The 15,597-nt window shown below is 40.6% G+C and carries 4 protein-coding genes, 1 tRNA gene and 4 rRNA genes (1 of these 9 cut by a window edge); all 9 read right to left on the bottom strand.

Annotation, left to right across the window (positions count from 1 at the left end; genetic code table 11):
* Positions 1–2,070 (bottom strand): efflux RND transporter permease subunit, encoded by a 2,070-nt coding sequence (locus EKH84_RS03260; protein WP_127065130.1) that lies wholly within the window; start codon positions 2,068–2,070, stop codon positions 1–3.
* Between the two features lie 182 nt (positions 2,071–2,252).
* Positions 2,253–2,861 carry a TetR/AcrR family transcriptional regulator gene (locus EKH84_RS03255; RefSeq protein WP_127065129.1) on the bottom strand — a complete coding sequence of 203 codons (609 nt, stop codon included), beginning with the start codon at positions 2,859–2,861 and terminating at the stop codon, positions 2,253–2,255.
* Positions 2,862–3,100: 239 nt separating this feature from the next.
* Positions 3,101–6,003: ribosomal RNA gene (locus EKH84_RS03250) — 23S ribosomal RNA — on the bottom strand.
* A 283-nt stretch (positions 6,004–6,286) separates the two neighbouring features.
* Positions 6,287–6,359, bottom strand: a tRNA-Ala gene (locus EKH84_RS03245).
* A gap of 4 nt (positions 6,360–6,363) precedes the next feature.
* Positions 6,364–6,481, bottom strand: a 5S ribosomal RNA gene (gene rrf, locus EKH84_RS03240).
* 144 nt (positions 6,482–6,625) lie between these two features.
* A 16S ribosomal RNA gene (locus EKH84_RS03235) occupies positions 6,626–8,150 on the bottom strand.
* The 16S, 23S and 5S rRNA genes sit together here with 1 tRNA gene alongside, the layout of an rRNA operon.
* Before the next feature lie 643 nt (positions 8,151–8,793).
* On the bottom strand, positions 8,794–12,009 hold the full coding sequence (locus EKH84_RS03230) for an FtsX-like permease family protein (protein WP_127065128.1): 3,216 nt from the start codon (positions 12,007–12,009) through the stop codon (positions 8,794–8,796).
* On the bottom strand, positions 12,009–12,713 hold the full coding sequence (locus EKH84_RS03225) for an ABC transporter ATP-binding protein (RefSeq protein WP_127065127.1): 705 nt from the start codon (positions 12,711–12,713) through the stop codon (positions 12,009–12,011). Before EKH84_RS03225 ends, EKH84_RS03230 begins: the two co-directional genes overlap by 1 nt.
* Positions 12,714–13,026: 313 nt before the next feature.
* Positions 13,027–15,597: ribosomal RNA gene (locus EKH84_RS03220) — 23S ribosomal RNA — on the bottom strand; it runs 329 nt beyond the window's last position.

Here is a 15,597-nt window from a genome sequence, read left to right as displayed (position 1 = left end):
TTAATTTTCACACCACTTAAAGGTGGTTTTACGAATTAGTGGTTCGCATATTAAAAGTACTGAAGGTAAAATACATAAGATCACTGCCATACTAATTAATGCCCCTCTTGCCATCATACCTGTAAGAGATGAGATGATATCAATTCGTGAGATCATTGTCACTCCTACTGTCGCACCAAAGAAAGATAAGGCACTCGTTACTATTGATTTAGCAGTGGATGATAATGCTATCCTCATAGCTTCTTTCTTATCATCTGCTACGGCTAATTCTTCTTTAAATCTACTCGTCAAAAGAATGGCATAATCTACTGTTGATCCTAATTGAACACAACCTATAACAATAGAAGAAATAAAACATATAACCGTACCTGTATAAGCTGGAATACCCATATTACAAGAAATAGCTAATTCTATAACTCCTACTAAAATAATAGGTAGTGAAATAGATTTAAAGGATATTGCAATAATAATAAGTACAATTAAAACAGAAAGAATGTTAACATTCTTAAAGTCAACATTAGAAATATTAATAAGATCATCTGTTAAGGGTGCCTCTCCTGCCATATAAGCATCTTGATCATACTCTTTCATAATGTCTTTAATCTCTTTCATTTGTTCGGCAACTTCATCTGTTGCAACAGCATAAGAAGAATTAATAAATATTCTTTCATATCCACCATTATAGAAAACTTCTTTAGCTTCTTCTGGTAACATTTCTTTTGGGAGCATTGGACCCACAATATCTTCATAACCTATAACCCAGTTCACACCTGGTACTTCCTTAATACGATTAATCATTTCCTTAGCATCTGACTCTGGAACATTTTCATTAATAGCCACTAAATGTGTGGCTTGCATATCATAAACATCTTTCATTTCATTTAAAGCTACTATTGACTTCATATCCTGTGGTAAACCTCTATCTACTTTATAGTAGACTTCAGTATGTATCTGACCATATACTGCCGGAATAACAAGTATCAATCCAATAAGTACCATAATAATAGGTTTCTTTGTTATGACATCACTAAACTTATCAAACTCTGGTAAAATTGTCTTATGTTGAAACTTATGAATAAGTGGGTCAAATATTAAGATTAGTGAAGGTAATATAGTAAGTGTACAAATCACACCTAACAGTACACCTTTTGCCATAACAATTCCTATATCTTGACCTAGGGTGAGTTTCATACTAATTAGTGCTAAGAAACTAGCAATTGTAGTAAGTGCTGCTGCAGACACAGAAGTAGCAGTATATTTAATTGCCCTTGCCATAGCTTCTATATGATCATAACTTTCCCTCTCTTCTTCATATCTATGGAACAAGAAAATAGAGAAATCCATTGTTACACCTAATTGAAGTACTGCCGCTATAGCTTTAGTAATATAAGATATCTCACCCAAGAAATAATTAGTTCCCATATTATATAAAACACCAAAACCTATACCGATTAAGAATATCACTGGAATAAAAACTGACTTGAGAGCTAATGCCAGTACAATGGTAGATAAAATAACGGCAAGTAATATATACAATCCTTTCTCTGAATTGGCCACATTAATCATATCTGAGATAATGGGTGATAATCCGCTGAACTTATATGCTTGCTTACTTTCATCTACAATTTGTTCAATAGAATTTACTGCTGCTAGAGTCCTATCTTCTGCCGTTGAACCCTCTAGATTAATAGCTATTAAAGTATACTCATCTCTATAAACCATTTCAGCCAACTCATCTGGTAACATCTCAACAGGAATAACATTATCTACCAAGTCTCTTAACCATAATACAGATCCTACTCCATCTACGTGTTTAATCTTTTCTACTACCTTATCAATCTCCTTATCTGGTGCATTCTCAAAAACTAGCATACCTATACCCGTTGATCCAAAAGCCTCATCAATTACTTTAAGTCCCTGTACAGACTCTGCATCATCAGGTAAATATGCCAGAATATCATAATTAGTTCTTGTATAAATAAGTCCAAAAACAGATGGAACAGCTAAAATGATAGCTATAATCATAACTAATACACGATGTTTACTAACCCATTTCCCAAACTGATACATAAAATCACCTCTTTAAAAATATTTGGTACAACATTAACCTTTTCTCCTTATAATCTATACCACTTCAATTAATGACCAAAAGTCATTAAAGATACTTTATCACCAAACTGACTATTGGTCAATAATTAAAGTGTAAAAAAATAACCTAATTATCTTATAGATAATCAGGTTATTTTCCTTTTTTAAGCTTTTCCAGATCTAATAATTTGTCTAATACTTTCATATAAATAAGGTTTTAAAGCATCTATCTGTACCGGTTGCTCAAATAATATAGAATTATACGCTGTGCTTCCTACTAGCTCTATTATTAAAAATAAAGTAATTTCTGCATCTTTAAATTTAAAATCTTGTTTATTAGCGCTTTGCATGAAAAGATGGTAGTAACTTAGTTCCTCTTGATTCTCATCATTTAATGATTTTGAGAGAACTTTCTTATAAACCCCCCATGATAAATCTTTCGAAATCATTCTTAATAATACTTTATCCTTCTTTAATTGCTCTATTACATCATCAATAACAAAAAGTACTTGTCCTTCAAAATCTATCACTCCACTATCTCTTAATCTAGAAATAGCTTGCATAAAAAGAAAACTTGTCTTTCTTACAATAAGCTTATCTCTAATATCATATTTGTCCTTAAAATATAAATAGAAGGTTCCTTTGGCTACTCCCGCCTTTTCTACAATATCACTAATAGCCGTATTATTAATACCTTTTGTAGTAAAAAGCTCAAAAGCTGTGTTAAACAAAGCTTCCTGCTTTCTTCGTTTGTTTTCTTCTGCTTTGCTCATTTGTATCGCCTACCTTATATACTTTCTTATTATTAGTTACCTGCCTTAATTTATTTTACTTCCATTCTTATTTATATTAGTAACCGGTCATCTTAACATCTATATAGTACATGTTTCTAATAGTATACTATAAACTTCTCTCTTTGTTAATTATTTTACATAGCAAAAAAACACCCTCTCGGGTGCTCTCTTCTCATACTTTCAAAAACAAATACTACAACTATTCAACCTTTATTATCTAGGTCAAACCCTCGAACCGTTAGTATTGGTCACCTCAATGTATTACTACACTTACAGCTCCAACCTATCTACCTCATAGTCTCTAAGGGGTCTTACTCCTTTCGGATGGGAAATCTTATCTTGTGGTCTGCTTCACGCTTAGATGCCTTCAGCGTTTATCAGATCCAGACTTGGCTACTCTGCTATGCCTTTGGTAAGACAACAGATGCACCAGTGGTCCGTCCATCCCGGTCCTCTCGTACTAAGGACAGCTCCACTCAAATTTCCTGCGCCCACGACGGATAGGGACCGAACTGTCTCACGACGTTCTGAACCCAGCTCGCGTACCGCTTTAATGGGCGAACAGCCCAACCCTTGGAACCTGCTTCAGCTCCAGGATGCGATGAGCCGACATCGAGGTGCCAAACCTCCCCGTCGATGTGAACTCTTGGGGGAGATAAGCCTGTTATCCCCGGGGTAGCTTTTATCCGTTGAGCGATGGCAATCCCACTTTCATACCACCGGATCACTAAGTCCTACTTTCGTACCTGCTCCACCCGTCGGTGTCGCAGTCAAGCAACCTTATGCCTTTGCACTCTTCGAATGGTTTCCGACCATTCTGAGGTTACCTTTGAGCGCCTCCGTTACTCTTTAGGAGGCGACCGCCCCAGTCAAACTGTCCACCTGACATTGTCCCAGACCCGGGTAACGGGCCATGGTTAGAAGTTAAGTATTACAAGAGAGGTATCCCACCGGCGACTCCACCTAGACTGGCGTCCAGATTTCTCAGTCTCCCTCCTATCCTGTACATGTAATACCCAACCTCAGTATCAAGCTACAGTAAAGCTCCACGGGGTCTTTCCGTCCTGTCGCGGGTAACCAGCATCTTCACTGGTACTACAATTTCACCGGGTGCGCTGTCGAGACAGTGCCCAAATCATTACGCCTTTCGTGCGGGTCAGAACTTACCTGACAAGGAATTTCGCTACCTTAGGACCGTTATAGTTACGGCCGCCGTTTACTGGGGCTTAAGTTCAAAGCTTCGTCCTTAGACTAACCTCTCCCCTTAACCTTCCAGCACCGGGCAGGCGTCAGCCCTTATACATCACCTTTCGGTTTAGCAAAGACCTGTGTTTTTGTTAAACAGTTGCTTGGGCCTATTCTCTGCGGCCTACCTAAGTAGGCACCCCTTCTCCCTAAGTTACGGGGTCATTTTGCCGAGTTCCTTAACAACGCTTCTCCCGTCGGCCTTAGGATTCTCTCCTCATCCACCTGTGTCGGTTTACGGTACGGGTACCTATCACGCAATAGCAGCTTTTCTCGGCAGTGTGGATTCAGCAACTTCTCTACTTTTATTTCGATCCCCATCACACTTCATCCTCGCCTAACGGATTTGCCTGTTAGGTGCGACTTTGTGCTTGGCCCAGGATACCATTCCTGGGTTTGCTTATCCTCCTGCGTCCCTGCAGTTCTGATAATAGGTAGTACTGGAATATGAACCAGTTGTCCATCGACTACGACTTTCGTCCTCGCCTTAGGTCCCGACTTACCCAGAGCAGATCAGCTTTACTCTGGAAACCTTGGATATTCGGCCTACAAGATTCTCACTTGTATCTCGCTACTCATTCCGGCATTCTCACTTGTAATTACTCCACAGCTCCTTACGGTACTGCTTCTGCGTCGTTACAACGCTCCTCTACCAATCCACTATTGTGAATTCCATAGCTTCGGTGGTGTGTTTTAGCCCCGGACATTTTCGGCGCAAGATCTCTCGACTAGTGAGCTATTACGCACTCTTTGAATGAGTGGCTGCTTCTAAGCCAACATCCTAGTTGTCTTCGAAATCTCACATCCTTTTCCACTTAACACACACTTGGGGACCTTAGCTGATGGTCTGGACTGTTTTCCTTTTGACCACGTGTCTTATCACTCGTAGTCTGACTGCTGACGGTATCTTGATGGCATTCTTAGTTTGATATGCTTCGGTAAGCTTGTGGGCCCCCTAGGCAATTCAGTGCTTTACCTCCATTAGACTCCTATCAACGCTAGCCCTAAAGCTATTTCGAGGAGAACCAGCTATCTCCGGGTTCGATTGGAATTTCTCCGCTACCCACACGTCATCTCCACCTTTTTCAACAGATGTGAGTTCGGACCTCCATTACCTTTTACGGTAACTTCATCCTGCACATGGGTAGGTCACCCGGTTTCGGGTCTACTAACAATGACTATTTTGGCGCCCTATTCAGACTTGGTTTCCCTTCGGCTTCGTACCTCCTGGTACTTAACCTTGCCACAGCTAGTAACTCGCCGGACCGTTCTACAAAAAGTACGCGGTTGCGCATCATATGGCGCTTCCACTGCTTGTAAACATAGAGTTTCAGGTTCTCTTTCACTCCCCTCCCGGGGTTCTTTTCACCTTTCCTTCACAGTACTATGCGCTATCGGTCACCGAGGAGTATTTAGGCTTGGGGGGTGGTCCCCCCGGCTTCCCACAAGGTTTCTCGTGTCTCGTGGTACTCTGGATACTGCTAGGCTTCACTTGGATTTCGCTTACGGGATTATCACCCTCTTTGATGAGACTTTCCAGACTCTTCAGCTATCCGCAGTCTTGCCATGACGCAGTCCTCAACCCCAGATTACAAGTAATCTGGTTTGGCCTGTTTCCCTTTCGCTCGCCGCTACTTAGGAAATCGATGTTTCTTTCTCCTCCTGAAGGTACTTAGATGTTTCAGTTCCCTTCGTTCCCTTCCTATAGTTATGGATTGGCTATAGGATGACAGAGGTTTGCTCTGCCAGGTTTCCCCATTCGGATATCTACGGATCAAGGTTTATTTGCAACTCCCCGTAGCTTTTCGCAGCTTATCACGTCCTTCATCGGCTCTCGGTGCCAAGGCATCCACTCTACGCTCTTAGTAGCTTGACCTATTGCTCATTATTGAGCGGTCTAATCATGTTTTCACATGATTGGTGCCTTGTTAATTATCATTTCTGATAAAAACAAAGAATGTTTTAAGTCATTTCTGACTATATCGGTTAAATTGTAGATTTTACACCCCGACAAACATTTTTGCATTATACAATGCGTGTACATTTATCGTTAGGCGCAAGTTATATTGCTATAACTTACAAATCTATAATTGTTGTAGTATTTGTTTTTCAAAGTACAAGTAGTACATTTAGTACAATCATGTCCATTATTTGGACAGTGGAGATTAAGGGATTCGAACCCTTGACCCCCTGCGTGCAAGGCAGGTGCTCTCCCAACTGAGCTAAACCCCCATAAATGTGGCAACCACTTACTCTCCCAGTCAGTCTCCCGACAAGTACCATCAGCCGCTTAGGTCTTAACCTACGTGTTCGGAATGGAAACGGGTGTTTCCCCTAAGCGCATCATCACCACAAATTTATTAGAATTCAATTTTACACTAGATCTTAAGCAACACCTCACCGCCGTTTCACTTCGGTTCGGTGCTTTGATAGTTACATCTAGCGATGAACTCTCAAAGCAAAACAGTAACTATTAAACCTTCGATTTCTATCCTTAGAAAGGAGGTGATCCAGCCGCACCTTCCGATACGGCTACCTTGTTACGACTTCACCCCAGTTATTGGTTTTGCCTTAGACGGCTCCCTCCCCGAAGGGTTGGGTCACCGGCGTTGGGCCCCCCCAACTCCCATGGTGTGACGGGCGGTGTGTACAAGACCCGGGAACGTATTCACCGCGACATTCTGATTCGCGATTACTAGCGATTCCAACTTCATGTAGTCGAGTTGCAGACTACAATCCGAACTGGGACTGCTTTTTTGAGGTTTGCTGACTCTCGCGAGATCGCTTCCCTTTGTAGCAGCCATTGTAGCACGTGTGTAGCCCTAAACATAAGGGGCATGATGATTTGACGTCATCCCCACCTTCCTCCAAGTTATCCCTGGCAGTCTCTCTAGAGTGCCCAACTTAATGCTGGCTACTAAAGATAGGGGTTGCGCTCGTTGCGGGACTTAACCCAACATCTCACGACACGAGCTGACGACAACCATGCACCACCTGTCACCAATGTCCTAGCAAGCTAGGAAAGAAGGCATTACCCTTCGGTCATCGGGATGTCAAGTTTAGGTAAGGTTCTTCGCGTTGCTTCGAATTAAACCACATGCTCCACCGCTTGTGCGGGTCCCCGTCAATTCCTTTGAGTTTCAATCTTGCGATCGTACTTCCCAGGTGGAATGCTTAATGTGTTAACTTCGGCACCGAGACCCGTAAGCCCCGACACCTAGCATTCATCGTTTACAGCGTGGACTACCAGGGTATCTAATCCTGTTTGCTCCCCACGCTTTCGTGCCTCAGCGTCAGTTATGGTCCAGAAAGCCGCCTTCGCTACTGGTGTTCCTCCGAATCTCTACGCATTTCACCGCTACACTCGGAATTCCACTTTCCTCTCCCACACTCTAGTTCATCAGTTTCAGAAGCAGCTTAGAGGTTGAGCCCCTAAATTTCACTTCTGACTTAACAAACCGCCTACGCACCCTTTACACCCAGTAAATCCGGATAACGCTCGCTCCCTACGTATTACCGCGGCTGCTGGCACGTAGTTAGCCGGAGCTTCTTAGTCAGGTACCGTCATTTTTTCTTCCCTGCTGATAGAAGTTTACAATCCGAAGACCTTCTTCCTTCACGCGGCGTCGCTGCATCAGGCTTGCGCCCATTGTGCAATATTCCCCACTGCTGCCTCCCGTAGGAGTTTGGGCCGTGTCTCAGTCCCAATGTGGCCGTTCACCCTCTCAGGCCGGCTATGGATCGTCGCCTTGGTGGGCTGTTATCTCACCAACTAGCTAATCCAACGCGGGTCCATCCTATGCCGATAAATCTTTACTATAATAATCATGCGATTACCGATAGTTTATGCGGTATTAGCGTTCGTTTCCAAACGTTATCCCCCTGCATAGGGCAGGTTACCCACGCGTTACTCACCCGTCCGCCACTAAGTTCTAGGAGCAAGCTCCTATCACTTCGTTCGACTTGCATGTGTTAAGCACGCCGCCAGCGTTCATCCTGAGCCAGGATCAAACTCTCATATAAAAGTTTGTCCGTGTAGTATCTCTACTACTGACTATTTTACTTAGTACAAGTTGTACTGATTCTCATCTCTTATTAGAGACGTAATGAATCGACTGGTTTATAGTTACTATTTTGTTTTCAAAGTTCATTTGTTATCTTTGGTTTTTCAACCGCTGACTCGTTTAATAATACAGTATTACCTTTCATAAGTCAACACCTTTTTACAACTTTTTTATCTTTCTTTATGTCTTACATTATATGTTTCAAAAAGTTCTATTGTAATAGTGTTTAGTTAGTAATGGCAAAACTTATTGTATACAGATTTAATGATTTTAATTCATTATTTTACTATTTCCTTTCTCCATTAGATTAATAGTTTTTTCTACCTCCTTTTTCTTCTATATTCTTTTTACCACTCTATCGTATTTAGAGACCACCTTAGATGATGGACATATTATTATAGCCCTTAACCTAAGGGCTAAGGGCTATTTGTTCACACAGGATTTCGAAAGAAAGCATTATTCCTTCTTTAAAGTTTATTTATATCGTACAAAACCTTAATAGAAATTGTTAGAGGTGTTAATAATAATCTAGTTATATTCTATTATAAATATAAACGTTAAGCTATTCATCATACTCATACTAACACTTTTAATCTAGTAATTTATTCTACTGACTTAAGGGACTCTACCATTTCAATTTTTTGAAGCTTAAAATGCATAATAATATTCACTAACATAGCAAAAATAAAGGTTAGAACAATAGCTGTGATATTACTTGAAGCATAAAGCTCTCTACCAAACATTAAATCCTCCATTTCTGCTGTTACAATAATGAATACAAAAAGTGCCTTTCCTAATATCAATCCTAACAATGAACCCATTAATGTCAGCATAATATTTTCTCTATAAATATATTGTGATACTTTATAATCATTAAATCCTAATACTTTAATAGTTGCTATCTCCCTATAACGTTCACTAATATTAATAGTTGTTAGATTATAAAGTACAACAAAAGCTAATAACGCCGCTGATACAATAAGAATAATAACAACTGTATCTAAACTAGATGTCATACTATTAAAGCTGTCTGCGTGTTTAGTAGTAAAAGCAAATGAAACAACATTTTCATTTTGTGTTAACTTATTTGAGATAGCTTCTTCATTTCTGCCACTTGAATCTACTAAATGAATTAAAAGTTGATTAGCGCTCGGTATGTTTGTTCTTATTTGTTTTGCATAGTCCTCTGTCATATATATATAATGTCCTACATAATTTTCTGTTATGCCGATAACCTTTACATCATAGATTACTAAATCACTGCTCTCAAACTGAATAGTATCTCCTTTTCCTACCTTTAAAAGCTTAGCTAGCTTCTCTGAAATAATAACACCGTTATCCTCTAAAGTTAGTGATTCTTGCGATTCTCTCTCTTTTAGATTAATAAACTCTGATATGTGTGATAAGTCAGGAATCGTTAACAAGGTCGTCTCTCGTTGCTCTTCACCATAAATTGCTTTAATATTTTCTTTGCTTACCTCAAAGAAATTTTTAATATAAGTCTCGCCCTCTATATTATCAGCTCTACCTTCTTTAACTGTTACTTCTAAATCATATCTAAAAATATCACCATATTGTCTTCCTACAATACTTATGATGGATTGTTTTAATCCTAATCCAGCAACAAGTAGTGCTGTACATCCAGCAATTCCAATAATAGTCATGAAGAATTTCTTCTTGTATCTAAAAATATTACGTGCTACTACCTTCTGAAAGAAGTTCATTCTCTTCCAAATAAATGGAATACGTTCTAATAAAATACGTTTTCCATTAGCTGGCGCCTTAGGTCTCATTAATTCTGATGGCTGTTCTTTAAGTTCTTTAATAGTAGTAAATACTGCTGCCAAAACCGTTAATGCTATCATTGCCGTAATTGCTGATAAGGCTTCACCTGGATAAATCTTATCAATAAGAGGTGGTGTGGTAAACATCATCCCATAAGCCCCATAAATAGTATTAGGAAAAAGTTTAAATCCAACTATAATCCCTAATATACTACCAATAGCACTTGCAATCCCTGCATATAAAATATACTTACTCATAATTGCAAATGAACTATACCCTAAAGCTTTATAAGTTCCAATAGTAATACGTTGTTCATCCACCATCCGTGTCATAGTCGTTAAGCATACAAGAGCTGCTACTACGAAGAAAAATATAGGGAATACTTGTCCGATACGTTCAATTGTATCTACAGCATTTTTGTAATTAGCGGTACCGTAGTTAGCTTCACGTCCTAGTACATAAACTTTCGGCTCTTTTAGATTTTCTAGTTGTTCTTTCCCTTTTATTAACTCACTTTCAGCTTCTTTAAACTTTTCTTCTGCTTCTGCCTTAGATGACTCATACTTTTCTTTTCCTTCTTGCAGAGTGATTTTCGCTTCTTCTAATTGTTGCTTTCCAAATGTTAACTGATTATAGGTAGTCGCTTTTTTACTTTCTAGTGCAGCTTTTTGCTTAGTAATTTCATTCCTGCCTTTTTCTAAAGCAGCCTTAGTAGCTATTAAGGCTTGTTCCTTGACTGTAAACTCTGAGAGACCTTCATCATAGGCTTGTTTTTTTGTTTCTAATACTTTCTCCAAAGTTGCTATTTGCAATTCTATAGTTTGCTTTTGTTCGACTAAAGTTTCTTTTTCCGCTCCTTCTGAGGCTAGTAACTTTTCTTCCACGCTTTGTAAAGTAGCTTCCAACCCTTGTAACTCCTCATTACCTACATCTAGCGCTAACTTAACCTCATCTAACTGTTTTTGAATCGTTTCTTTTTGAGAATTAAAAAGGGATAGTCCTTCCTCGTATTCTCTTTGTTTCTCCTGGATGGTGGTTTCAGCTTCACTAATAGCTCTTTCTGCTTGTTTAAAACCTTTTTCTGCTGCCGCTTCTCCATCTTGTAACTCTTGTTCTTTATTAGTAATTTCTTGTTCTGCTTTTTCAATTTCTAGAGCTGCATCCGCTAACTCTTGATTAGCCTTTTCTTTTTCTTCTAATAACTTTGCTTCTCCTCCTGTGATATCTGCCTTTCCATCACTTAAGAGTTTCTCATAACGAACTGCTGCTCTTTCTTCCATGATAAGTTCTAATTTAGCTTTAAAATCATCAATTAAAGTAGTATAAGCATCACTATAGCTATCTAACTGTTCGGTATCTTTTAAAGTAATAAACAGTTCTGTATAAATATCACTCTTAAAATTTTCTTCTGGAATGTAAATGTAGCTAGACACACTACCATTTCCTATTTCTGCCGAACCTCTTTCAAAGTGCATATAATATGGAGAATTCATTACCCCTACTACTTTGTATTGATTGTTTTCTAAAACATCACTTATGTCTTCATCAGTGCCGGTACTTAATGTAATAGAATCCCCTATTTCAAGAGGCAATCTAGTAAGTTGTGTCCCATCAATTAAACACTCATTAGGAGCACTAGGCCACCTACCTTCTATTAATCTTGGCTTATTAATAAAATTATCATCTTCTGGTGAAAGTGATTGTAGACTATGAACTTTAACTACCTTTTGGCTACCTTCTATAGTTGCTAGAGTATCTATTGTATAGCTGCCCGTTATACTTTTTATTTCACCTAACTTACCTAGTGCTTCTATATCACTTGCCTCTATTCCCAGTGTAGACATCACTGTTAGATCCATCATGTGATAATTGTCCATGTATTGATCTGTTGTATCCCTCATCATAGGTGCACTTACCTTGATACCTGCCAAAAATGCTACCCCTAAAGCTACAATGACCATAATAGAAAAAAAGCGTCCTAGAGATTTACGAATTTCATGAAGTGTATCCTTAATTAATGCACTCTTTCTCATTACCACTCAATCCTTTCTACTGGTGTCGGTTCAGGATTAAGTATAATACGCTCTACTTTACCATTCTTCATATATATAACTTTATCTCCCATTGGTGTTAGAGCTAAATTATGAGTAATAACTACTACGGTCATATGCAGTTCCATGCACATTTTTTGAAGTAAACTAAGAACGGCTTTACCGGTGTTATAATCTAATGCGCCTGTTGGTTCATCACAAAGTAACAACTTCGGATTTTTAGCAATAGCTCTTGCAATGGCTACCCTTTGTTGTTCCCCTCCTGAGAGTTGAGAAGGAAAGTTGCTTTTACGCTCCTTTAGGCCCACTGCATCTAAAATTTCCTCTATATCTAAGGGATTCTTAATTAGCTGCGTAGCTAACTCTACATTTTCTCTAACTGTTAGATTTTGAACTAGGTTATAAAATTGAAATACGAAACCAATATCATCTTTTCTATAATTTGTAAGTTGTTTCTTATTAAAGCAACTAATATTTACATTATCTACTATTAATTCCCCAGATGTAGGAATATCCATTCCACCTAAAAGATTAAGGACTGTGCTTTTTCCAGCCCCACTACTCCCTGCTATAATAACAAACTCTCCCTTGTCAATATCAAAACTCACTCCATCTACAGCATTAATTTGTACTTCTCCCATTTCATAAGTCTTTTTTATATCCTTGAAACTGATATATGCACTCATCGTGATTCTCCTTTGTCTAATACTCATGTTGTCATATTTAAATCATTCCTGCTTAAATCTTAACATCTATCTTCTCTTCTATATTGATTTAAGCTTTTGATCAGCTTTTTTATATTAAGTGTACTACTTCATTAAAAAAATATAATAAAGAAATTACAATAACCTATTGCAGAAAATGTAACAGATACATAATAAAAAAGATCAAATAAAGTGTCCACTAAATCTTTCTAAGTATAAAAAAAACACCCTCATGGGTGCTTTGTTCTCTCGTACCTTCAAAAACAAATACTACAACTTGTTTAACCGTTTTATCTAGGTCAAACCCTCGAACCGTTAGTATTGGTCACCTGAACATGTTACCATGCTTACAGCTCCAACCTATCTACCTCATAGTCTCTAAGGGGTCTTACTCCTTTCGGATGGGAAATCTTATCTTGTGGTCTGCTTCACGCTTAGATGCCTTCAGCGTTTATCAGATCCAGACTTGGCTACTCTGCTATGCCTTTGGTAAGACAACAGATGCACCAGTGGTCCGTCCATCCCGGTCCTCTCGTACTAAGGACAGCTCCACTCAAATTTCCTGCGCCCACGACGGATAGGGACCGAACTGTCTCACGACGTTCTGAACCCAGCTCGCGTACCGCTTTAATGGGCGAACAGCCCAACCCTTGGAACCTGCTTCAGCTCCAGGATGCGATGAGCCGACATCGAGGTGCCAAACCTCCCCGTCGATGTGAACTCTTGGGGGAGATAAGCCTGTTATCCCCGGGGTAGCTTTTATCCGTTGAGCGATGGCAATCCCACTTTCATACCACCGGATCACTAAGTCCTACTTTCGTACCTGCTCCACCCGTCGGTGTCGCAGTCAAGCAACCTTATGCCTTTGCACTCTTCGAATGGTTTCCGACCATTCTGAGGTTACCTTTGAGCGCCTCCGTTACTCTTTAGGAGGCGACCGCCCCAGTCAAACTGTCCACCTGACATTGTCCCAGACCCGGGTAACGGGCCATGGTTAGAAGTTAAGTATTACAAGAGAGGTATCCCACCGGCGACTCCACCTAGACTGGCGTCCAGATTTCTCAGTCTCCCTCCTATCCTGTACATGTAATACCCAACCTCAGTATCAAGCTACAGTAAAGCTCCACGGGGTCTTTCCGTCCTGTCGCGGGTAACCAGCATCTTCACTGGTACTACAATTTCACCGGGTGCGCTGTCGAGACAGTGCCCAAATCATTACGCCTTTCGTGCGGGTCAGAACTTACCTGACAAGGAATTTCGCTACCTTAGGACCGTTATAGTTACGGCCGCCGTTTACTGGGCTTAAGTTCAAAGCTTCGTCCTTAGACTAACCTCTCCCCTTAACCTTCCAGCACCGGGCAGGCGTCAGCCCTTATACATCACCTTTCGGTTTAGCAAAGACCTGTGTTTTTGTTAAACAGTTGCTTGGGCCTATTCTCTGCGGCCTACCTAAGTAGGCACCCCTTCTCCCTAAGTTACGGGGTCATTTTGCCGAGTTCCTTAACAACGCTTCTCCCGTCGGCCTTAGGATTCTCTCCTCATCCACCTGTGTCGGTTTACGGTACGGGTACCTATCACGCAATAGCAGCTTTTCTCGGCAGTGTGGATTCAGCAACTTCTCTACTTTTATTTCGATCCCCATCACACTTCATCCTCGCCTAACGGATTTGCCTGTTAGGTGCGACTTTGTGCTTGGCCCAGGATACCATTCCTGGGTTTGCTTATCCTCCTGCGTCCCTGCAGTTCTGATAATAGGTAGTACTGGAATATGAACCAGTTGTCCATCGACTACGACTTTCGTCCTCGCCTTAGGTCCCGACTTACCCAGAGCAGATCAGCTTTACTCTGGAAACCTTGGATATTCGGCCTACAAGATTCTCACTTGTATCTCGCTACTCATTCCGGCATTCTCACTTGTAATTACTCCACAGCTCCTTACGGTACTGCTTCTGCGTCGTTACAACGCTCCTCTACCAATCCACTATTGTGAATTCCATAGCTTCGGTGGTGTGTTTTAGCCCCGGACATTTTCGGCGCAAGATCTCTCGACTAGTGAGCTATTACGCACTCTTTGAATGAGTGGCTGCTTCTAAGCCAACATCCTAGTTGTCTTCGAAATCTCACATCCTTTTCCACTTAACACACACTTGGGGACCTTAGCTGATGGTCTGGACTGTTTTCCTTTTGACCACGTGTCTTATCACTCGTAGTCTGACTGCTGACGGTATCTTGATGGCATTCTTAGTTTGATATGCTTCGGTAAGCTTGTGGGCCCCCTAGGCAATTCAGTGCTTTACCTCCATTAGACTCCTATCAACGCTAGCCCTAAAGCTATTTCGAGGAGAACCAGCTATCTCCGGGTTCGATTGGAATTTCTCCGCTACCCACACGTCATCTCCACCTTTTTCAACAGATGTGAGTTCGGACCTCCATTACCTTTTACGGTAACTTCATCCTGCACATGGGTAGGTCACCCGGTTTCGGGTCTACTAACAATGACTATTTTGGCGCCCTATTCAGACTTGGTTTCCCTTCGGCTTCGTACCTCCTGGTACTTAACCTTGCCACAGCTAGTAACTCGCCGGACCGTTCTACAAAAAGTACGCGGTTGCGCATCATATGGCGCTTCCACTGCTTGTAAACATAGAGTTTCAGGTTCTCTTTCACTCCCCTCCCGGGGTTCTTTTCACCTTTCCTTCACAGTACTATGCGCTATCGGTCACCGAGGAGTATTTAGGCTTGGGGGTGGTCCCCCGGCTTCCCACAAGGTTTCTCGTGTCTCGTGGTACTCTGGATACTGCTAGGCTTCACTTGGATTTCGCTTACGGGATTATCACCCTCTTTGATGAGACTTTCCAGACTCTTC

Origin of the sequence: Cellulosilyticum sp. WCF-2 (assembly GCF_003990395.1) — a bacterium.
GTDB classification, from domain to species: domain Bacteria; phylum Bacillota; class Clostridia; order Lachnospirales; family Cellulosilyticaceae; genus Cellulosilyticum; species Cellulosilyticum lentocellum.
The sequence above is the reverse complement of the archived record's forward strand: the minus strand, read 5'-3'. Positions and strand labels throughout refer to the sequence as shown.

Coding starts and splice junctions, on each gene's coding strand:
- EKH84_RS03260 (WP_127065130.1), bottom strand. CDS start 2,070: ATGTATCAGTTTGGGAAATGGGTTAGTAAACATCGTGTATTAGTTATG.
- EKH84_RS03255 (WP_127065129.1), bottom strand. CDS start 2,861: ATGAGCAAAGCAGAAGAAAACAAACGAAGAAAGCAGGAAGCTTTGTTT.
- EKH84_RS03230 (WP_127065128.1), bottom strand. CDS start 12,009: ATGAGAAAGAGTGCATTAATTAAGGATACACTTCATGAAATTCGTAAA.
- EKH84_RS03225 (WP_127065127.1), bottom strand. CDS start 12,713: ATGAGTGCATATATCAGTTTCAAGGATATAAAAAAGACTTATGAAATG.